General features: G+C 66.7%; 19 protein-coding genes. 7 read left to right on the top strand and 12 right to left on the bottom strand.

Features of this window, described 5'->3' with window-relative positions; genetic code table 11:
• Positions 1-8 precede the first annotated feature (8 nt).
• Genes NRB20_RS11215 through NRB20_RS11170 form a run of 10 tightly spaced genes read right to left on the bottom strand, consistent with a single transcriptional unit; the run spans position 9 to position 9,231 of the window.
• Positions 9-1,184, bottom strand: a complete 1,176-nt coding sequence (locus NRB20_RS11215) for an MlaD family protein (RefSeq protein ID WP_153410016.1) — start codon at positions 1,182-1,184, stop codon at positions 9-11.
• Positions 1,181-2,422: an MCE family protein gene (locus tag NRB20_RS11210; protein WP_153410015.1), complete on the bottom strand. Its 1,242-nt coding sequence runs from the start codon at positions 2,420-2,422 to the stop codon at positions 1,181-1,183. Before NRB20_RS11210 ends, NRB20_RS11215 begins: the two co-directional genes overlap by 4 nt.
• Before the next feature lie 8 nt (positions 2,423-2,430).
• Positions 2,431-3,534 carry an MCE family protein gene (locus tag NRB20_RS11205; protein WP_153410014.1) on the bottom strand — a complete coding sequence of 368 codons (1,104 nt, stop codon included), beginning with the start codon at positions 3,532-3,534 and terminating at the stop codon, positions 2,431-2,433.
• The gene (locus NRB20_RS11200; RefSeq protein WP_194289802.1) at positions 3,534-4,577 is read right to left on the bottom strand and encodes an MCE family protein; all 1,044 of its coding nucleotides are present in this window, start codon (positions 4,575-4,577) and stop codon (positions 3,534-3,536) included. The genes NRB20_RS11205 and NRB20_RS11200 overlap by 1 nt, the downstream gene beginning before the upstream one ends.
• Complete coding sequence (locus tag NRB20_RS11195; protein WP_153410013.1) at positions 4,574-5,596, bottom strand: MlaD family protein; 1,023 nt, start codon at positions 5,594-5,596, stop codon at positions 4,574-4,576. Before NRB20_RS11195 ends, NRB20_RS11200 begins: the two co-directional genes overlap by 4 nt.
• Positions 5,593-7,011 carry an MlaD family protein gene (locus tag NRB20_RS11190; protein WP_319944746.1) on the bottom strand — a complete coding sequence of 473 codons (1,419 nt, stop codon included), beginning with the start codon at positions 7,009-7,011 and terminating at the stop codon, positions 5,593-5,595. Before NRB20_RS11190 ends, NRB20_RS11195 begins: the two co-directional genes overlap by 4 nt.
• A gap of 9 nt (positions 7,012-7,020) precedes the next feature.
• Positions 7,021-7,884, bottom strand: a complete 864-nt coding sequence (locus NRB20_RS11185) for an ABC transporter permease (RefSeq protein ID WP_153410012.1) — start codon at positions 7,882-7,884, stop codon at positions 7,021-7,023.
• 1 nt (position 7,885) lies between these two features.
• Positions 7,886-8,776 (bottom strand): MlaE family ABC transporter permease, encoded by an 891-nt coding sequence (locus NRB20_RS11180; RefSeq protein WP_406603809.1) that lies wholly within the window; start codon positions 8,774-8,776, stop codon positions 7,886-7,888.
• A gap of 42 nt (positions 8,777-8,818) precedes the next feature.
• Positions 8,819-9,007 (bottom strand): hypothetical protein, encoded by a 189-nt coding sequence (locus NRB20_RS11175; RefSeq protein WP_153410010.1) that lies wholly within the window; start codon positions 9,005-9,007, stop codon positions 8,819-8,821.
• Complete coding sequence (locus tag NRB20_RS11170) at positions 9,007-9,231, bottom strand: hypothetical protein (RefSeq protein ID WP_153410009.1); 225 nt, start codon at positions 9,229-9,231, stop codon at positions 9,007-9,009. The genes NRB20_RS11175 and NRB20_RS11170 overlap by 1 nt, the downstream gene beginning before the upstream one ends.
• 302 nt (positions 9,232-9,533) lie before the next feature.
• Here NRB20_RS11170 and NRB20_RS11165 point away from each other — a divergent pair, with 302 nt between their 5' ends.
• The 3 genes from NRB20_RS11165 to NRB20_RS11155 all read left to right on the top strand — a co-directional run bounded on the left by NRB20_RS11165 (position 9,534) and on the right by NRB20_RS11155 (position 13,413).
• Positions 9,534-10,442 carry an oxygenase MpaB family protein gene (locus tag NRB20_RS11165; RefSeq protein WP_153410008.1) on the top strand — a complete coding sequence of 303 codons (909 nt, stop codon included), beginning with the start codon at positions 9,534-9,536 and terminating at the stop codon, positions 10,440-10,442.
• A 153-nt stretch (positions 10,443-10,595) separates the two neighbouring features.
• Complete coding sequence (locus tag NRB20_RS11160) at positions 10,596-11,039, top strand: SRPBCC family protein (protein WP_153410007.1); 444 nt, start codon at positions 10,596-10,598, stop codon at positions 11,037-11,039.
• A 427-nt stretch (positions 11,040-11,466) separates the two neighbouring features.
• Positions 11,467-13,413, top strand: coding sequence for an acetoacetate--CoA ligase (locus tag NRB20_RS11155; protein ID WP_153410006.1), 1,947 nt, complete (start codon positions 11,467-11,469; stop codon positions 13,411-13,413).
• Positions 13,414-13,451: 38 nt separating this feature from the next.
• On the opposite strand, the gene NRB20_RS11150 is transcribed toward NRB20_RS11155, so the two are convergent.
• Positions 13,452-14,168 carry an ABC transporter ATP-binding protein gene (locus NRB20_RS11150; RefSeq protein WP_153410005.1) on the bottom strand — a complete coding sequence of 239 codons (717 nt, stop codon included), beginning with the start codon at positions 14,166-14,168 and terminating at the stop codon, positions 13,452-13,454.
• A 16-nt stretch (positions 14,169-14,184) separates the two neighbouring features.
• Positions 14,185-15,219, bottom strand: coding sequence for an ABC transporter permease (locus NRB20_RS11145; protein WP_153410288.1), 1,035 nt, complete (start codon positions 15,217-15,219; stop codon positions 14,185-14,187).
• A 131-nt stretch (positions 15,220-15,350) separates the two neighbouring features.
• Here NRB20_RS11145 and NRB20_RS11140 point away from each other — a divergent pair, with 131 nt between their 5' ends.
• The 4 genes from NRB20_RS11140 to cobM all read left to right on the top strand — a co-directional run bounded on the left by NRB20_RS11140 (position 15,351) and on the right by cobM (position 18,514).
• Positions 15,351-16,499 carry a sensor histidine kinase gene (locus tag NRB20_RS11140; RefSeq protein ID WP_319944745.1) on the top strand — a complete coding sequence of 383 codons (1,149 nt, stop codon included), beginning with the start codon at positions 15,351-15,353 and terminating at the stop codon, positions 16,497-16,499.
• Positions 16,499-17,137: a response regulator gene (locus NRB20_RS11135; protein WP_153410004.1), complete on the top strand. Its 639-nt coding sequence runs from the start codon at positions 16,499-16,501 to the stop codon at positions 17,135-17,137. The genes NRB20_RS11140 and NRB20_RS11135 overlap by 1 nt, the downstream gene beginning before the upstream one ends.
• Before the next feature lie 47 nt (positions 17,138-17,184).
• Positions 17,185-17,613 (top strand): PPOX class F420-dependent oxidoreductase, encoded by a 429-nt coding sequence (locus NRB20_RS11130; RefSeq protein WP_153410003.1) that lies wholly within the window; start codon positions 17,185-17,187, stop codon positions 17,611-17,613.
• Between the two features lie 106 nt (positions 17,614-17,719).
• Positions 17,720-18,514 (top strand): precorrin-4 C(11)-methyltransferase, encoded by a 795-nt coding sequence (gene cobM, locus NRB20_RS11125; protein WP_153410002.1) that lies wholly within the window; start codon positions 17,720-17,722, stop codon positions 18,512-18,514.
• Positions 18,515-18,920: the final 406 nt, after the last annotated feature.

The raw sequence follows: 18,920 nt of genomic DNA, 5'->3' as shown, positions 1-18,920 counted from the left end.
CTCCTCACTCAGTTGCCGGAGATGGGTCGGGACAGCTCGTTACCGGTGACATCCGGGGGCGGGCCGGAGCCGTTGTTCGGGACGTTGGGGCGCGGAGCGTTGGCCGAACCGCGCACCTGCAGGGCCGGGTTGTCGGTCACGCAGTAGTTGTAGAGCCGGACCCGGGTGTCGGCGACGTTCGTCGGGACCAGCGGGATCGTCTTGTAGTCGCAGGTCGGGCGGGGCCAGGGATCGACGAGGGTGTGGTAGCTGCCGTCGTGCGCCGGGACGCCCAGGGCCGCGATGCCTTGGCGGAGTGCGGGAAACAGCGCCTCGATGGCGGGCTGCCGCAGTTTGGCGGCCTTGGTGATGGCGACGAAGTTGGTCACCAGATCGGTCATCGGATCCTGGTTCTGCGCGACGACCCCGCCCAGGGTGGCCAGCTCGTCCGGACCCTGGTCGAGCAGTTTGCGGATCTCCGCGTCGGCCGCGGTGGCCTGCTGGAACAGCGCGGTGCCGCGGGCGGTGAGGGTGCCCAGATCGGGTTGCGCGTGCTGGGTGGTGTCGGCGATGACCTCGAGGTTCTCGATCAGCTGACGGGTCTGCGGCAGCAGATTGGTCAGGCCGGCCATGGCCTCGCTGAGCCCGGCGATCATATTGCGCATCTTGTCCGGGCCGCCGGCCAGCGCCTTGTCCAGCTCGTTGATCACCACGTCCAGCCGGTCCGGATTCATACCGCTGATCAGGCCGCTCATATCGGTGAGCACGTCCTGGATCGGGACGGGCACGCTGGTGCGGGCGCGTTCGATCCGCGCGCCGTCGGTCAGGTAGGGGCCGGTGTCGGCGTCGGGGCGGAAGTCCAGGTACTGCTCACCGGCCGCGGACAACCGGCCGATGTGCACGACGCCGCCGACCGGGATCTTCGTGCCCGCGTCGATGGCGGCGACCGCGGCGATCCCGTCGCCCGCGACGCGCACCTCGCTCACCTTGCCGACGCGGGTGCCGCGGAAGGTGACGTCGTCACCGGGTAGCAGCCCGCCGGAGTTCGCCAGATCCACGGTCACGTGGAAGTCGCGCGCGAACGGGTTGAACCGCAACACTTCCCGGCCCAGATATCCGCAGCCCAGGATCAGCACCAGGACCAACCCGATATTGGCCAGGGTGATGCGTTTGCGTACCAGCCACTGCCACAGCGGTGGATTCATCGCGCACCTCCCTGCGCGGGCACGCCCGGAATCGGTGCTGGGAGAGCGGGATTCGTCGTGCTCGGCGAGGTTCCGGGTATCGCGGGACTCGTCGTGGCCGAGGGCACCCCGGGGACGAATGCCGGATTCTTTGTGCCGGAAGGTATTCCGGGAACCGGTTGCGGCGGACTGGTGACCCGGCCGAACACCTTCGCCAATACCTGCGCGAGACTGCCGATGAACGCGGGCACATCACCGACCTCGGGCCAGCGGCTGCCCTTCGGATCGGTCAGCGCCCCGACGCTCAGATAGGACACCGTGGCCGCGACCGCCAGCACCGGCCCGCGCAGACTCGCCATCAGCGGCGGATACATGGCGTGCAATTCGCTCAGCGCCTGGGTGAAATTGTCGCCCATCTGGGTGAATCCGTTCATCAATTTCTGAATGCTGTCGAACAGGCTCAGGAATTGCGGTCCGGTGGTGTCGGTGAAATCACCCATCGCGTCCATCGTGGTGGCCACCTTGGTGGTCAGGTCCACGATGCGCTGATTGTTCTCGTTGAACAGCCCGAGCAGTTTCGGGAAGGTATCGGCCGCCGCACCGAGTTCGGTCTTGTGCCTGGCCAATTCGCCGGTGAGCGAATTCATGCCGTTCAGGGTGCTGTCGATATCGCCGGTGCGTTTGTTCAGATCGGTGATCACCGTGGTCAATTCGGTCAGCAGATGCGCCAATTGCGGTGCGCGCCCGCCGAACATGGAATTCAACTCGGCGGTGATCTGCGCGGCCTGATTGATACCGCCGCCGTTGACCAGCATGGCGATCGACATCATCAACTGTTCCACCGAGGCCGCGGTGCCGGTGCGATCCAGGCCGATGGTGGCGCCGGGTTTCAGGTCCGGACCGGCCTGCGCCGCGGTGGGCAGCGTCATCGCGACGAACATGTCACCGAGCGGGGTGGCCTGGCGCAGTTCGACGGTGGTGCCGGTGGGCAGCCGGATATCGTCGCGGATCCGCATCTGCACATCGGCGATGAAATTGGTGGTGCTGATCGCGGTGACGGTGCCGATATCGCTGCCGCCGATCCGCACGTGCGCGTGATCGGGCAGATTGAGCGCATCGCGGAACGTGGCGTGCAGGGTGTAGCCGGGCCCGCCGATGCCGGGTTTGGGCATCGGCAGATTCTGCACGGTGACCGCGCAACTCGACGCGCCGAACAGTGCGGCGACGCTCACCAGCGCGGCCGCGGCCCGGACTCGCATGTGTCGTCTCATTTCCTCGTGATCCCCAGCAGTGCGGCGGTGAGCCCGAAATCCGGGCCGAAATCTTCGATCTTGCCGGTGCGGCAGCCGTCCGAACGCATCTGGATCCGTTCGCAGAACGTCGACAGGGCCTCGCCGTCGAGCAGGGATTTGTCGAGCAGACCGTGCAGGCGCAGGGCCTGGTGTTCGGTACTGGTCGCATTGGCCAGGTTCTGGAACATCAGCGGGCCGACGTCGACGACCTCGGTGAGATTCCTTGCGTTGGTACGCATCTGGTTGCTGATGGCCACGAAGCGGTTCAGCGCGCCGGCCAGTTGATCCTTGTTCTGCCCGACCACGGACGAGGTGTTGGTGACGAAGGCGTCGAGTTGGGCCAGCACGGCCTGCAGACCGGGCGCCTGCTGGCCGAGCAGATTCACCAGTTCGGTGAGTTTGCCGCTGAAATCCCTTACCGTGGTGTCGTTCTGGGCGATCACCTGGGTGATGTCGTTGAGTTTGACGATGGTCTCGGAGATCTGGTCCTTGTTCGCCAGGGTGGTCTGGAAGGCCGAGGACAACGCGTCGAGGGTGGTGTGCAGCTTGTCCCCGTTGCCGTTCAGCAGCGGGAACAGCACCCGGCTGGCCATCGGGCCGGTCTGGTTGTCACCTTTGAGGGCCGAGCCGAGCTGGTCGAAGGTTTGCAGGATGCGATCGAGTTCGACCGGAGTTCTGGTGCGCGGCAACGGAATATGCGCGTTGTCGGCCATGACCGGGCCGGAACCCGAATAGGCGGGCGACAATTCGATGTGCCGGTTGGTGATCAGCTGCGGATTCACCAGTGCGGCCATGGCATCCGCCGGAATCTGCACACCTTGGTCGAGGCTCATCGTCACCTGGACGTAGCTGCCCTTGGCCTCGACCGAATCGACCGTGCCGACCTGGACGCCCAGCACGTCCACCTCGTTACCGGCGTACAGTCCCGCGACGTTCTCGAAATCGGCGCTGATGTGCGTGTGCGAGCCCAGATACTGGCCCGACATCGAGCCCAGACTGCCCGGTAGCAGCGAACATCCCGAGGCCAGTCCGGTCAGCGCGCAGACCGCGGCGAGTTTGACCAGTGCGCGAATTCTCATCACTTGCACCCCTGTACGGCGTGCGCGAAACACAGCCAGTTGTCCGGGAACAGCCACGGCGCGTACACATCTCCGTACGGGCCGTTGCCGAGCACATTGTTGAACTGCCGCAACGTGACCGGCATGATCTCGTAGAGCCGGTCCAGGTTGTCCTTGTTCTTCTGCAGGCCCTCGGACATGGTGTTCAGGTCCCGAATCGTCTGTCCCAGTTGGGCGTTGTTCTCCAGACCCATGTCCTGGAACAGCTTCGACAGCGCCGCGACATTGTCCAGCAGCTTCTTCAGCAGGGCCTGTCGCTTCTGCACGGCCGTGCCGATGGCCTCACCGCGGGTGAGCAGCATCAGGACGCTGTTCTGGTTGTCCGAGGCCAGTTTCGAGACCGTGTCCATGCCTTTGAGCAGCGAATCGACCTCGCCCTTGCGGTCGTTGATCACCTTGGCGAGTTCGCCGATGCTGTCCAGCGCCTGCACAGCCAGCTGCGGGGAGTTGCCCATCTGCTTGTCGAGCGTGTCCAGGGCCGTGCGCAGCTGTTTCGGGTCGATCTGCTCGATGCGGTCGAAGGACTGCTTGTACTGCGGATCGCGGATGACCTTGCCCAGGTTGTACGGGACGCTGGTGTTGTTCAGGTGAATGGTGTTGTCCGGCAGCCCTTTTCCGTCGCCAGGCTTGAGATCCACGTGCAGGCGCCCCAGGATGGTCTCCATCTTGATCGCGGCCTTGGCGTCCGCGCCGAGGCGCAGATCGCCGCGCACCCGCAGATCCGCGACGACCTTGGTCCCGGCGAGCCGGACCGCGCGCACCGAACCCACCTCGATCCCCGAGACGTCCACGGTCGCGCCCGCCCGCAGACCGGCGGCCTGCTGGAATTCGGCGTGAATCGTCTTGTCCCCCAACTTGGTCTGGGTCAGCACACTCGAGCCCACCAGCAGGATCACCACGATCGCCGCGGCCAGCAGGCCCAGCCGCAGATATTTGTTGCCGAGAAAACCGGGCAGCGGCACCGACGGCAGCCGCGACCGCATCGCTCGTATCCGTGCCATCATCGGCACACCTCCGAATGTGAATTGCCGCCGACCTGGGAGAACAGCCCCGGCGGGAGCAGCACGCCCCACAGCGAGACATCCAGTGAGCACAGGTACGCGTTGCCGTACGCGCCGTTACCGGAGAACTGCGCGACCCGGTTGAGGATGTTCGGCAGTTCGACCGCGGCGGTGTCCAGTGCCGCGCCGTTGGTCAGCAGCAGTGCGATACCGCTGGTCGCCTTGTTCTGCGCGGCGGCCACACCCGGCTTGACCTGGGCGATGAGCCCGACCAGGGCATCGGTGGACTTGGCCACCCGATCGACCGAACTCTTCAGTGCCGCGCCCTGCTGGTACAGGCCGTCCATCAGCGAACGGGTCTGGGTGATGAGGGTTTCCAGATCGCCGCTGCGATGCGCCAGGCCCGTGATGACCGAGCTGAGGTTGGTCACCACGTCGCCCAGGATCCTGTCCCGCTGCCCGAACGTCGTGGCCAGTTGCGCGGCCTGGGTGATCAGCTCGCTCATCGACACGTCGTTCCCCTGCAACGCCTGGATCAGCGTCTTGGACAACGAATTCACCTGATCGGGTTGCAGCACCGAGAACAGCGGTTCGAAGCCGGACAGCAGCGCCGAGACGTCGAAGGAGGGTTCGGTGTGCTGGATCGGGATCTGCCCGCCCGGGGCCAGCGGCGTGCCGGGGTCCTGGCCGGGCATCAGCGCGATATACCGCTGACCGATCAGATTCTGGTAGCGCACAAGGGCTTTGGTGGTGTTGGTCGGGTGCTGATTCGATTCGACCCGGAAGTCCACCTTGGCCTGGTAGTCGTCGCCGAAATCGATCTTGTCCACCCGGCCCACCCGGACCCCGGCCATCCGGATGTCGTCGCCGACCCGCAGGCCCAGCACATCGGTGAAGATCGCCGAATAGCTCTGTGTGGCACCGGCGACCGAGCGTTGCAGGGTCGAGTACATGGTGTAGGTGAGCAGTATCGCGACGATCGCGAACAGGCCGAATCCGGCCGCTGCCTTACCGGATCTCATTGCGCCGCACCGCCTTCGCTCACCGTCACGTGTCCACCCGCGAGCACCGGACCCAGCAGTAGCACCTGTGCCACGTTCGGCTTGCCGCCTACCACCGCGCCGACCGCGGCCATCCCGCGCATCGACGCGGGATGCACTGTGCCGGAATCGGTTCCGGTGTGGTCGGCGGCCGGGGCGGTGATGCCCGGGATCTTCGGCAGACCGGGCAGCTGGGACAGTCCCGGCAGCAGCGGCTGCGCGGGCGTCTGCACCGGGGCGGCCGGGGTCGGTGCCGGCAGCGGCTTCGGTCCGGCGGCGTCCAGCCACTGCGGTTGCAGCGAGGACGGATACTGTTGCGGCGGCGCGACATTCGGAACGGTAGGACCACCGCAGCGCGGACCGCGCAGCGTGCCGTAACGCGGGCAGTCCTTGGCCGTGTACTGCTGGAACGGGGTGAAGGTGACGTCCATCGTCCACACCATCTGTTTCTGCGGGCCGTAGCGGAATACCGACTGCAACCGCCGCAGCGCGGTGTTGAGGTTGGCGGCGGTGAACGGGATGGCCTGGGGATCCTGGGCGAGGCCGCCGAACAGTCCGTCCAGACCCGAGACGAGATATTTGCCGGAGTTCGGATTCCGGGCGAACAGGGCGTTCACCGAATCGACCGCACCGGACGCATTCGTCAGCAGCGCAACGAGATTCGACCGCTTCTCGGTGAGGGTGCGCGCGGTGGTGACGGACTGCGCCAGCACCCCGACCAGATCCGGCGCGGATTCGCTCAGCGCCTGCGAGGCCCGGCCCAGATTGCCGAGCAGATCGCCGATGTGCGGAATGTCGTGCACCTGGGTGAGCCACAGATCCAGGCGCTCGATCGTGGAACCCGGGACGCGCGAGGAGGAGTCCAGCGCCGCGGACAATGTGCCCAGCACCCGGCCCAGCTTCTCCGGCTGGATCCGGTCCAGCACCGTGCGCAGGGTGTTCAGGGTGGTCTGCAAGGCGATGGTGGGCGCGCCGGTGTCCTCGGCGATGGTCATCCCGCTGTGCAGGGTGGCCGCGTCCGGGCCGTTGTCGACCAGTTCGATCGCGGTCACGCCGAAGATGTTGCTGGGCACCGCGCGGGCGGTGACGTTGGCCGGGATCGTCTCCGCGACAGCGGGTTTCAGGGCGATCTCGGCACGTTGGCGGGCCCCCGCGGCGACCACGTCCACCGAATCGACGGTGCCGACGACCATGCCGCGGAACTTCACGTCGGCGTGCGCGGGCAGCCCGTCCCCGGTGCTGGTGAGCTGCGCGGTGACCGGGACCTTCTCGGTGAAATGCCCGGTGTAGCGCAACATCAGCAGGTACAGCAGTGCGGCGATGGCCAGGATCATCGCGATGCCCGCCAGGCCGAGCTGGCGCGCGGTGGCCCCTCTGCCACTGGGATCGAGGATCACGTGCGCCCCCTATCCCGAGATCCGGAATCCGGGGTCGATACCCCAGATCGACAGTGTCAGAAACAGATCCGCGAAGACCGTCACGACGATGACCATCTTGATCGCACGTCCGGCCGCGGTGCCCACACCCTCCGGGCCGCCGGTGGCGACGAATCCGTAGTAGCACTGGATGAACGTGGCCAGCAGCGTGAACAGCACCACCTTCAGCAGCGAGTAGAACAGGTCGTGCCCGATCAGGAACTGATAGAAGTAGTGGTCGTAGGTGCCCGCGGTGGTGCCGCCCAGGAACAGCACGGTGAGTTTGGTGGCGACGTAGGCCGCGGCCAACCCGACCGTGTACAGCGGGATGATCGTCACCGTCGCGGCGATCATCCGGGTGCTCACCAGATACGGAAGTGGCCGGATGGCAATGGATTCCAGCGCGTCGATCTCCTCGGAGATGCGCATCGACCCCAGTTGCGCGGTGAATCGGCAGCCGGACTGGATCGCGAACGCCAGGGTGGCCAGGATCGGCGCGAGCTCGCGGGTGGTGGCGAATCCGGAGATCGCGCCGGTCAGCGGGCTCATGGTGAGCAGGTTCAGCGCCGTGAACGACTCCATCCCGACGATGATCCCGCCGAACGCGCACAGGATGAACACCACGCCGACGGTGCCGCCGCCGACGATCAGCGAGCCGTTGCCCCAGCCCACGTCTGCGGTCAACCGCGCCACTTCACGCCGATAATGCTCGAGCACGAACGGAATTCCTGCCAGCGCCCGGAAGAACGTGATCGCCTGATGGCCGAGCCGCTGATTCGCCTCGACCGGCGCCATCGCGACCGCGCCGACCGCGCGCAGCGGTCGCACGGCCGGTGGGATGTAGCTACTGGCCATCTCAGACCACCTTCGAGGGGAGCAGCGTGTTGTCGAGCTGGGTGAGAATGATGTTGGTGGCGAACAACATCAGCGCCGAACTCACGACCGCGGAGTTGACCGCGTTGGCCACCCCGCCGGGGCCACCGTGGGCATGCAATCCGATGTCGCAGGCGATGATCGCGGTCAGCACCCCGAAGATCGCGGCCTTGGTCAGCGCGACCAGCAGATCGTCCGCGACCGCGAACGAGGCGAACGAGCCGATGAACGAGCCCGGCGTACCGGACTGCGCGTAGACGTTGAACATGTAGGCGGTGGCGAAGCCGACGAAGACCACGAACCCGCACAGCAGGATGCTGACCAGCACCGCCGCGGCCATCCGCGGCGCGACCAGGCGTCGCACCGGATCCACGCCCATCACCATCATCGCGTCGATCTCCTCGCGGATGGTGCGCGAGCCCAGATCGGCGCAGATGGCCGAGCCGACCGCGCCCGCGATCATCAGCGCGGACACCAGCGGCGCGCCCTGCCGGATGATGCCCAGGCCCGCCACCGCGCCGATGAACGTGGTCGCGCCGACCTGATTGACCAGCGCGCCGACCTGGATGGAGACCACCACAGCGATCGGGATCGCGACGAAAACCGTTGGCGCGGCGGACACATTGGCCATGAACGCGCACTGCTTGATGAACTCCCGGTACGGGAATCGCCGCTGCACCAGCGAGAGCACCAGTCCGATGAACGCGTCGCGGCCCAGCATCACCTGGCGGCCGAGGGTTTCCAGGGATTGCTGCGGATGGCCGCGCCACAGCCCGCGCACCGATTCGGTGATCCGCGCCAGCTCGCCCTCCGCGGGTGGGTAGGGGCGCTGTGAGGGCGGCAGCGACTGTTCGGGAACCGGGGTCCGGGTCACGGGTGCCGATCCTTTCTCCATGGCCGATCGGCTCGGTACGACTTAGTTCAGGGATGTCAGATAGTGGTCCAGCAGGACCAGACCCGCGCCGATCGCCGCGATCACCGCCGCGAGGCCGAGCAGCACGATCAGCCAGAGTGCCAGGCGCACAACGGGATTGACCTTCGTTCGGCCACCGAGAATCCGGATCGCGATGACCAGGAGATCGATGAGCCACACCAGCGCCAGCATTACGTCATACACACATTCGCGAAGGTGAGCACGGGCCAGCACACGATGGATCCGAGGAACGAGATCACGACATCGATGCCGTGCATGTTCCGCAGGTGGGAGGTGTGGGTGAGGCTCCAGATCAACCCGATGATCCCGTACGGGATGCCGATCAGGATCAGCGTGCCCAGGAACTCCGAGACCCGCATCTCGTAGCTGAGCACCCGGTCGAGCCGTTTCAACATGGTGGTATCCGTCCTTTCGGATGCGGGCGGCTCGATCAGGAGAACAACTGCCCGCGGCTGCGTATGTTACGTACGATTCCTCTCTCAACGGAAGGGGTTGCGTCAGAATATTTTCGTCTCGAGCGCAGGTCTGCACGTCGATGTCTCGTCATGAAGTCCTCGCCTACAAATTAAGTTATGGATGATTCATAGATCAATTTGGCCGAATCCGTTTCGTTCGGGGACCGTTCGGCGCTATGCTCGGCGACTGAGCCGGTAGTTTCGAGCGCAGCGACGGCAGCTGCGAGAAGGGCGGGGTGGCGATGACCGCTGCACGGGCCGTGGAGCCTTCCGACGACATCGAACCGTTGACCGTCGAGCAGACCCGCATCCACATTCCGGACGGGCATCGGCTGGGCTCCAAACGTCCACCGCGCCTGGGGGATGCGCTGGACTTCTGGCAATTCGCCGGCGCCGCGGCCAATGTCGCGATGCAGATGGCGCGGCCGGGCGTCGGGCACGGCGTCGCGGACAGCAAGGTCGAATCCGGCGCGCTGATGGTGCGGCCGTGGAAACGCTTGCGTACCACCGCTTCCTACCTCGCGGTGGCCATTCTCGGGTCGGAGGAGGAGAAGACCGCGTTCCGCGAGGCGGTGAACGTCGCGCATCGGCAGGTGAAATCCGAGCCGGGGGCGGCGGTCAAGTACAACGCGTTCGACCGCAACCTACAGCTGTGGGTGGCGGCGTGCCTGTACATCGGATTCGAGGATTCGTATCAACTGCTGCACGGCAGGATGAGTCCCGAGGAGGCCGAGGCGTTCTACCGGACGGCCGCGCCGCTGGGCACGACTTTGCAAGTGCCGCTGGATATGTGGCCCGCCACGCGCGTCGAATTCGATGTGTACTGGAACGAGGCGTGCCGGTTGGCGGTGCTGGACGACAAGGTCGCCGCCTACGTCGACGATCTGCTGCATCTGCGGATGATCCACTGGTATTTCCGGGTGTTCTTCGGCGGGCTGCTGCGTTTCCTCACCGCGGGATTCCTCGGGCCGTACTTCCGCGAGCAGATGGGTGTGCAGTGGCGGCCGATCGATCAGCGCCGGTTCGAGAACCTGTTCGTCTTCGTGGGATTCGTCAATCGGTTCATTCCCCGATTCGTCCGGTATCTGCCCACCTATGTGCTGATGAGCGATGTCCGCAAGCGGATGCGCAAGCATCGGGCTATGATCTGAAAAGCGTGCTGTCACAATATTTTACGTGAACACGCGGGTCGCGGGCCGGTCTCGAAACCGCATCGATTCGGTCCGCTCGCCTGGCTCGCCGGGGGTGACGCGTCATAGGCTGCGCTGCGAGTCTCGCACCCCTGATGAACGGAGTCCTGATCGATGCGCACGGTGAAGCTGGAGCGCACCATTCGGGCACCCCTGGCCGATGTATTCGAATGGTGCACCGACGCAACGAATTTCCAGCGTGTGCCGATCATCCGGCGGGTGACGCTGGTGCGGCCCGGCGATCTCGTCGAACACGGCGTCGGCGCGGTGCGGCTGCTGGTGACACCGCTGGTCCGGGTCACCGAGGAGATCGTCGAATACGAACCGCCGCGGCTGATCCGCTACAAGTTGCTCAGCTCCTATCCGCCGATGCGCACCCAGGACGGCTGCCTGGAATTCAAGGAGACCGAGGACGGGGCCTGGATTCGCTGGACGGCGCATTTCGAGGTCGCCGCACCGCTCTTCGCGGATCTGTGGACCGCGGCGATGGCGCCCATGGTGCTCGGGGGGATTCGCAGTGTGTTGACCACCGCCGAGAAGGAGTTGCGGCGGGAGTGAGTGTGTTCCTGGTCGAGATATGTTGTGGCTGAACAGGTGTGGTCGCGGATTCGATCGGGGGCGGACAGGTTCGAGCGGGGGATCGGGTGGACCTCGGTGATCCGGAGGGGGCGGCCGCGATCCGGCGGAGTCTGCGCCGCACCGGCGATCATGCCGGGCAGATAGGTCAGATAGTTCGCGTCGGCGTACGCGGCTTGCGGTGTCTTCACTGGGGTGTCGGCATCGGGTGAGAGGCCGGTGCCGGGTGGGTTGCGGCGTGTTCGTGGCCGGGGGGTCGTAGGGTGGACGGGCCGATCGGTCCGCATGTCGCAGGTGTTCCGCGGCGGGTGTGGGTCCGCGGGCGGACAATAACTGGTGCACGCGAGGCGATCGCCGGGTAGGACACGGTCGGGCGTGCGATGGATTCTCCTGGGCAGGAAGGTGGAGGATGATGCAGCCGCAGTGGGTGCCCGAGGAGAGTGCCGTCGCGCGGGCGCGGATCACCGATTTCGCTCGGTTCGCGAGTAGTCGTACGGGGATCGAGTTCGCGGACTATCACGCGTTGTGGGAGTGGTCGGTTCGGGATCTCGATGGTTTCTGGGGTGCGGTGTGGGAGTACTTCGAGCTGGGGCCGGTGCCCGCGCAGGTGCTCGTGGGGTCGGATATGCCTGGGGCGCAGTGGTTTCCGGGGATTCGGGTGAATTATGTCGACCAGATCGTGCGGCAGGCGCGGTCGGATCGACCGGCCGTGCTCTCGGTCGCCGAGGGTGGTGCGGTCATCGAGCTGTCCTGGGCCGAATTGCTCAGCCGGACAGCGGCATTCGCGCGCACGCTGCGGGAGCAGGGGGTCGCGCCCGGCGATCGGGTGGTCGGCTATCTGCCCGATATCCCCGAGACGGTGATCGCCTTCCTGGCCACGGCATCGATCGGCGCGGTGTGGAGCGCGTGCGGGCAGGACTATTCGGCGAAGGCCGCGCTGGATCGGCTCGGCCAGCTCGAACCCGTGGTGCTGGTGACCGCCGACGGCTACCGGTACGGCGGTAAGACGCACGACAAGCGGGCGGATATCGCCGCGTTGCGGGCAGGACTGCCGGGACTGCGGGCGACGGTCGTGGTGTCGCGGCTGGGAGATGAGGTGCCCGACGCGCTGGACTGGGCGACGGTCAGCGCGCCCGGAGATGACGAGATCGTCACGGAGGCGGTCGAATTCGATCACCCGCTGTGGATCCTGTTCTCCTCCGGCACCACCGGCCTGCCCAAGGGGATCGTGCACGGACACGGCGGTGTGCTGGTCGAACATCTGAAAGCCACTGCGCTGCAATCGGATATCGGTCCGGACGACGTATTCTTCTGGTACACCAGCCCGTCCTGGATGATGTGGAACTTCCAGGTCGCCGGGCTGCTGGCCGGCGCCACCATCGTCTGCTACGACGGCAGTCCCGGATATCCGACGCCGGATGCGTTGTGGGACATCGCCGCTCGGACCCGCACCACCGTGCTGGGGACGAGTCCCGGATATGTGCTGGCCTGCATGAAAGCCGGTGCGCGACCCGGGCTGGAGCATGATCTTACGGCGTTGCGCACGGTCGGGATCACCGGGGCCTCGCTGCCGGAATCCTCGGCACTGTGGTTGGGGGAGCACGTCGGTGCGCGGGTGCAGGTCGCCTCGATCAGCGGTGGGACCGACGTGGTGTCGGCGTTCATCGGCGCCGCGCCGAACGTTCCGGTGTGGCCGGGCGAGCTGTCGGTGCCGTTCCTGGGCGTCGCGATGGATGCCTGGGACGAATCCGGACAGCCGGTGCGCGGTGCGGTCGGCGAACTGGTGATCACCGCGGCGATGCCGTCGATGCCGCTGCGGTTCTGGCACGATGCGGACGGAACACGGTATCGCGCAGCGTATTTCGAGATGTTTCCGGGCGTCTGGCGGCACGGCGACTGGATCACGATCACCGAGCGCGGGAGCGTCGTGGTGCACGGCCGGTCGGATTCGACGTTGAATCGGCACGGGATCCGGATGGGTTCGGCCGATATCTATCAGGCCGTGGAATCGCTGCCGGAGATCGCCGAGGCGCTGGTGATCGGCGTCGAACAGCCCGGCGGCGGCTACTGGATGCCGCTGTTCGTGGTTCTGGCGGCCGGTGCCGAACTCACCGATGACCTGCGCGATCGCATCGCCTCCGTCATCCGCGCCGAGGTGTCGCCGCGTCACGTACCCGACGAGATCATCCCCGCGCCGGGCGTCCCGCACACCCGCACCGGCAAGAAACTCGAGGTGCCGATCAAGAAGCTCTTCCAAGGTGCCGAGACCGATCGCGTCGTCGAGCGGACCGCCGTGGACGATCCGGATCTGCTGGATTGGTATGCGGCGATCCGGGTGCCGAAGACCGACGAGTAGCTTCCCGGACTTCGGCAAATAGCCGGTGTAATCGCTTGTCAGGCAACGAGTTCGGCTTCCTCGGCGGTGAGTTTGCCATCGACCATGCGGTATACGGCATCCATGCGGTGTAGGTGGGTGTGGTCGTGGGTGACCAGGAGGGTTGGGGCGGCGTGGGCGTGGACGATGCGCAGGATGAGGTCCATGACGGCGGTGCTGCGTTCGGAGTCCAGGGCGCTGGTGGGTTCGTCGATGACCAGCAGGGCGGGGGTGTTCATCAGGGCTCGGGCGATGTCGATGCGTTGACGTTGGCCGCCGGAGAGTTGGTGCGGGTGTTTGTGTTCGTGACCGGAGAGACCTACCGCGTCGAGGAGATCTCTTGCCCGGGAATGGGTTTCGCGGTGGTTGCGAGAGGTGGTGGTGCGGCCCAGGTGGGCCATGACCTCGAGCTGTTCGAGGGCGGTGAGGGCGGGGATGAGATTGGGCTGTTGGAAGACGATGCCGATCCGTTCGCGACGCATCGTTGCTGCCTCGCGGCGGTTCAGGGCGGCCAGATCGACTGTGCCGCTGTCGGTTTCCAGGAGTACTCGGCCGGAATCGGGGCGAAGCAGGGTGGAGGTGACCGCCAGCAGGCTGGATTTGCCGGAGCCGGACGGTCCGGTGATGGCGGCGATCCGGCCGCCGTGCACGCGCAGGCTCACCGAATCCAGGGCGGTGATGCGGTCGCCGCCGTCGGGGTAGGTCAGGGTGACATCGTCCAGGGTCAGTGTGGTCATCGAGAACTCCTGTGGCTCAGCGTGTCCGGTTGAGTGCGGTGAGGGGGTCGGCGGTGGTCAGGAAGCGCAGGGCGAGGGCCGCGCCGAGCAGGCCCAGCCCGATCAGCGCCGCGCCGGGGACGAGAGTTGTCGCGGCGCTGAGCACGAACGGCACCGACGAACCCAGTGCGGTCCCGGCCAGCGACGTGATCGCCAGGCCGATGCCGACGCCGGTCAGCAGCACGATCAGCGCTTGGCCGAGCGCGTCGGCGATGAGGGAGGCGGTGGTCGCGCCCAGGGCCTTCAGGGTGGCGATGTCGGGGGTGCGCTGGATCGTCCAGACGGTGAAGAAAGCGCCTATGACCAGCGCGGATATCGCGTACAGCAGGATCGTCATCAGGGTGAGTGAGCTGTTCTCGGCTTTATAGGAGCCGATCGCCTGGAGTGCGCCGGAGGCGGTGGTGGTGACGGTGTGGGCGGCGGCGTTCAGCGCGCCGGCGTCGGGCACGTTCGAGGCGACCAGGATGGTGGCGGCACCGCCTCGCGGCGTGACGGACTGCCAGTCCGGGAGCGTCATCCAGACGACCGGGGTGTGTGCGTACCAGTCGTCGCCGCTGATGGCGGCGACAGTGAAGGTGCTGGTACCGAGCGTGATGCGGTCGCCGGTCGCGGCGGACAGTGCGCGTGCGGCGGGCGCGCTCAGGACGACCGATCCGGGTACGGTTGCCCGCGGATTGCCCTCGGTGCCGAACAGTGCCACCCGTGCGGGCGGACCGTCCGCGCGAGCGGCCTGCGCGTGTGCGATGCCGACCGGATCGGCGTGCGCGTCCCGCTGCCAGGTCCGCACCTGATCGGTGGTCAGCGCGGAGGAGTCGAAGGACGGCGAGGTTCCGGCGTCCGCGAACACGACCGTATCGCCGGTCAGCGTCCGCAGCGCGGAGATGTTCTGGTGGGACAGACCGGCGGTCAGCCCACTCAGGAAGCTGACCAGTACCGCGACCATGACCACGACCAGCGTGATGAGCGCGAAACGACCGCGGGCGGCCCGCAGATCTCTCAGTGCGACGAACATACCGACCACCGTGCCCGGCTTCGGGCCGCCGGTCATCGACGGTGCGATCGAACCCGTGACCAGCCGAGGATGGGTGTGCGATTCCATCTTTCGATGGATGCCGGTCGGATGACCCCGCATAAGCTGGCAGGGTGCACCGGTCTCCGCTGACTCCCGTTTTCGCCGCGTTGCAGGTTGCGCTGCATGTGCTGATGGTGGCGTTGACGGTGTACGTGATGGTGCGGGCGCTGGTTCCCGGTGGGCAGTATCGGGTGGCGGTGACGGCGCTGGCCGTGGTGTTCCTGCTCATCTATTTCGGGGGTGTGCTGCTGCGTTCGCGGCCCGTCGCCGCGCGGGTGTGGTTGGGCGCGTTGACGGTGCTGTGGCTGGGGCTGGTGGCGTTGGCGCCCGAGGCGATCTATCTGGTGTTCGGGTTGTTCTTCCTGTATCTGCACCTGCTGCCGCGGGTGTGGGGGTTGCTCGCGGTGCTGGCCGCGACCATCTGCTCGGTCGTGGGATTCGCGCTGCACGAGGGCTGGACGGCGGGCGGGGTGATCGGGCCGGTGCTGGGTGCGGCCGTCGCGCTCGCGATCGGATTCGGATATCGGGCGCTGTATCGGGAGGCCGCGGATCGGCAGCAGCTCATCGACGAATTGCTCGACACCCGAGCCGCACTCGCCGAACGCGAGCGCACCGCCGGGAAGCTCGCCGAGCGGCAGCGGTTGGCCCAGGAGATCCACGACACGGTCGCGCAGGGGTTGTCCAGTATCCAGATGCTGCTGCACGCCGCGGAGGGGGTAGCGCCGGATCATCCTGCGCTGCAAAAGATTCGGCTGGCGCGCGAGACCGCCGCGGACAATCTCGCCGAAACCCGGCAGCTCATCGGCGATCTCACTCCGGCGGCCCTCGAAGGACAGTCGCTGGCCGGCGCGCTCGAGCGAATCGCCCAGCGGGCCAGTGCACCCGGAGTCGACGCGCACGTGTTGGTCGAGGGGGAACCCGAGCGGTTGCCCATGCCCGTGGAGGCGGCGTTGGTGCGGGTGGCGCAGGGCGCGGTGTCCAATGTGGTGCGGCACGCGCGGGCGCAACGGATGCGGATCACCCTCACCTACGGTGAGGACGGCGTGCACCTGGACGTGGTCGACGACGGAATCGGTATCGCCCCCGAGGTTTTCGCGCAGGGGACGTTCGGTCTGAACGCGATGCGCAGTCGCGTCGAACAGCAGGGCGGCCGGATGGATGTGGAGTCCGAATCCGGGCACACCGCCGTCACCGTCTCCTTCCCGTCTCCGGTGGCGTGATGAATACCGTTGCCGGAGAGCGGATTCGGTTGCTGCTCGCCGACGACCACGCGATCGTCCGCGCCGGACTGCGGGCGCTGCTGGACGCGGCGGCCGATATGGAGATCGCCGGTGAGGCCGCGACCGCTGAGGAGGCCGTATCCGCCTGTGCCACAAAGGCTGTCGACCTGGTGCTGATGGATCTGCGGTTCGGCGCCGGGAAGTCCGGGGTGGAGGCCACGTCGGCACTGCGCGCGTTACCGGATCCGCCGAACGTCCTGGTGGTCACCAACTACGACACCGACGCCGATATTCTCGGCGCGATCGAGGCCGGGGCCTGCGGTTACATCCTCAAGGACACGCCGCCGGGGGAGTTGCTGGCCGCGGTGCGCGCGGCCGCGGCGGGGGAGAGCGTGTTGTCGCCGTCGGTCGCCTCGCGCCTGATGACCCGGGTGCGCAAACCGGATACGACGTTGAGCCCCAGGGAGATCGAGGTGTTGCGGCTGGTCGCCGAGGGGCATTCGAATCGGGAGATCGGCCGCGGCCTGTTCCTGAGCGAGACGACCGTGAAATCCCATCTGGTGCACATCTACGCGAAGCTCGGCGTGAAGTCCCGCACCTCGGCGGTGGCGCGGGCCCGCGAGCGTGGCGCGATCTGAGTACGCGGTTGCCGCGGATCGCCCGCCGCCGCCCGTACGCTGAGGCCATGGCCCTCACACTCGCCGATCCGATGGTCCGTGAATTCCTCTCGCACGGCACCCGCACCGGAAAACTCGCCTTCACCGCGACCGACGGCCGCCCCGTCATCAACCCCGTCTGGTTCATCCTCGAGGGCGACGACCTGATCTTCAACACCGGCCGGAACACCGCCAAGGGCCGCGCCATCCTCCGCGATCCCCGCCTGGCCCTGTGCGTCGACCTCGAGGAACCGCCTTTCGGCTACCTCCAGGTCCAGGGCGCCGCCTCGATCTCCGAGGACCCCGAAGACCTCCTCCGCACCGCCACCGCCATAGCCGCCCGCTACATGGGCCCCGCCCGAGCCGAGGAATTCGGCACCCGCAACGCCGTCCCCGGCGAACTGGTGGTCCGCCTGCGCCCCACCAAACTCCTGGGCGGTTTCGACATGACCGCCTGACGGTAGCTGTAGCTGTTGGCGCAGTTGAGACGTCGCATATCCAGCACGTCTGTGCGGGTCGGTAGCCGGTCGACCCGGGGGTTGCGGTCCGCCTACACTCGCCCGCATGACCGTGCACTTCATCGGGGCTGGACCCGGGGCCGCTGATCTGCTGACGCTGCGTGCGGCGCGGCTGATCCGGGAGTCGCCGGTCTGCCTGTACGCGGGCACGTATCTGGATCCGGAGGTGCTGGCGCAGTGTTCACCGGAGGCCGAGTTGATCGATACGCAGGGTCTGGATCTGGATCGGATCATCGAGCACTGCGCGCGAGCCGATGCCGCGGGGCGGGATGTGGCGCGGTTGTGTTCGGGGGATCCGTCCTTGTATTCGGCCCTCACCGAGCAGACCCGGCGGCTGGACGCGCTGGGGATCGCCTGGGATGTGACGCCCGGTGTGCCCGCGTACGCGGGGGCGGCCGCGGTGCTGGGTGCGGAGCTGACCGTTCCCGAGCTGGTGCAATCGGTGGTGCTCACCCGGACACAGGCCCGTTCCACCGCCATGCCCGAATCCGAGGCGCTGGCCGGTTTCGCCCGCACCCGCGCCACGCTGGTGCTGCATCTGGCGATCACCCGGATCGGCCCGATCGCCGCGGAGTTGATCGCGGAATACGGTGCGGACTGCCCGGTCGCGGTGGTTTATCGCGCGAGTCAGCCCGAGCAGTTGGTGCTGCGCGGGACTCTGGCCGATATCGCGGATCGGGTCGTCGAGGCCGGGTTGCGGCAGGCCGCGGTGATTCTGGTCGGCGGTGCGGTGGGCGTTCCGGCGGAGTGCGCGCAGTCGCATCTGTACGACCCAGCTCGGGATCGCAGCGTGTCGGCATCGGGCGTGTCGGACTCGTCGGGCGCGGCGGTCCGGCTGTGAACGCGCCGGGACATCGGCCGCGTCACACCGGGCCGGATCGAGCGATGACGGGCCACAATCGTGAGCGTTACCATCGCCCGACCCCGATCCCCGTGGGGGCGAACACCATGAGCTGAACTGATGTTTTGCGGCTATGAACCTTTTTGGTCCTACACGGGATGCGGACGGTAGATTGGTTCGGTGTTCATCAGTGAGGTTCGACGGAGGGCCGTGCCGTGGCCGGCGAGCGTGGTCGGGTCGATGTAACAAGATCGGCCCGAGCGACGGATAACTCCTTTGAACACGTATGTCTGATTCAGATTCGAAGTGAGCCCCGACCGCTGGACGCCATGCTGGGATAGATGTGCGTTCGCGTCGGTGTGCCATTGGGGAGCACTGCAAGGTGTTCCGGAAGTGAGGTTGCGGG

Source organism: Nocardia macrotermitis (genome assembly GCF_009604405.1).
Classification (GTDB): domain Bacteria; phylum Actinomycetota; class Actinomycetes; order Mycobacteriales; family Mycobacteriaceae; genus Nocardia; species Nocardia macrotermitis.
The sequence above is the reverse complement of the archived record's forward strand: the minus strand, read 5'-3'. Positions and strand labels throughout refer to the sequence as shown.

Bases quoted from the DNA above. Each gene is read 5' to 3' on its own strand.
- NRB20_RS11135 (WP_153410004.1), top strand. From the start codon at position 16,499: ATGAATACCGTTGCCGGAGAGCGGATTCGGTTGCTGCTCGCCGACGAC.
- NRB20_RS11175 (WP_153410010.1), bottom strand. From the start codon at position 9,007: ATGCTGGCGCTGGTGTGGCTCATCGATCTCCTGGTCATCGCGATCCGG.
- NRB20_RS11170 (WP_153410009.1), bottom strand. From the start codon at position 9,231: ATGTTGAAACGGCTCGACCGGGTGCTCAGCTACGAGATGCGGGTCTCG.
- NRB20_RS11160 (WP_153410007.1), top strand. From the start codon at position 10,596: ATGCGCACGGTGAAGCTGGAGCGCACCATTCGGGCACCCCTGGCCGAT.
- NRB20_RS11155 (WP_153410006.1), top strand. From the start codon at position 11,467: ATGATGCAGCCGCAGTGGGTGCCCGAGGAGAGTGCCGTCGCGCGGGCG.
- cobM (WP_153410002.1), top strand. From the start codon at position 17,720: ATGACCGTGCACTTCATCGGGGCTGGACCCGGGGCCGCTGATCTGCTG.
- NRB20_RS11210 (WP_153410015.1), bottom strand. From the start codon at position 2,422: ATGCGAGTCCGGGCCGCGGCCGCGCTGGTGAGCGTCGCCGCACTGTTC.
- NRB20_RS11185 (WP_153410012.1), bottom strand. From the start codon at position 7,884: ATGGCCAGTAGCTACATCCCACCGGCCGTGCGACCGCTGCGCGCGGTC.
- NRB20_RS11205 (WP_153410014.1), bottom strand. From the start codon at position 3,534: ATGAGAATTCGCGCACTGGTCAAACTCGCCGCGGTCTGCGCGCTGACC.
- NRB20_RS11130 (WP_153410003.1), top strand. From the start codon at position 17,185: ATGGCCCTCACACTCGCCGATCCGATGGTCCGTGAATTCCTCTCGCAC.
- NRB20_RS11165 (WP_153410008.1), top strand. From the start codon at position 9,534: ATGACCGCTGCACGGGCCGTGGAGCCTTCCGACGACATCGAACCGTTG.
- NRB20_RS11145 (WP_153410288.1), bottom strand. From the start codon at position 15,219: ATGTTCGTCGCACTGAGAGATCTGCGGGCCGCCCGCGGTCGTTTCGCG.
- NRB20_RS11150 (WP_153410005.1), bottom strand. From the start codon at position 14,168: ATGACCACACTGACCCTGGACGATGTCACCCTGACCTACCCCGACGGC.
- NRB20_RS11215 (WP_153410016.1), bottom strand. From the start codon at position 1,184: ATGAATCCACCGCTGTGGCAGTGGCTGGTACGCAAACGCATCACCCTG.
- NRB20_RS11195 (WP_153410013.1), bottom strand. From the start codon at position 5,596: ATGAGATCCGGTAAGGCAGCGGCCGGATTCGGCCTGTTCGCGATCGTC.
- NRB20_RS11200 (WP_194289802.1), bottom strand. From the start codon at position 4,577: ATGATGGCACGGATACGAGCGATGCGGTCGCGGCTGCCGTCGGTGCCG.